Genomic DNA, 252 nt, shown 5'->3' with positions numbered 1-252 from the left:
GTGTGCTGCTTTAGTGTTCGCTTCATTTTTAAGACGCTCTTCACCTAGACCAACTGTAGTAATACGGTCTTCTGCTACGCCATCAGCTACTAATTTTTTAGCTACTGCGTCAGCACGTTTTTTAGATAACCACTTGTTGTAAGATGCTTTACCTACAGAAGAAGTATGACCTTCTAAAAGAACAGTTGTATCTGGGTACTCTTTTAAGAACTCAGCTACTTTATCGATATCGTTTAAGTACTGTGTAGATAC

At 38.5% G+C, this 252-nt stretch carries 1 protein-coding gene; it reads right to left on the bottom strand.

The features are described 5' to 3' along the window. Nucleotides 1-252: OmpA family protein (locus AAEY99_RS21575; RefSeq protein WP_351012007.1), on the bottom strand; the 252-nt coding region annotated here is incomplete at both ends.

It is taken from the genome of Shewanella sp. S1-58-MNA-CIBAN-0166 (assembly GCF_040310085.1).
Taxonomy (GTDB): Bacteria; Pseudomonadota; Gammaproteobacteria; order Enterobacterales; family Shewanellaceae; genus Shewanella.
This window is presented reverse-complemented; position numbering and strand designations above follow the sequence as displayed.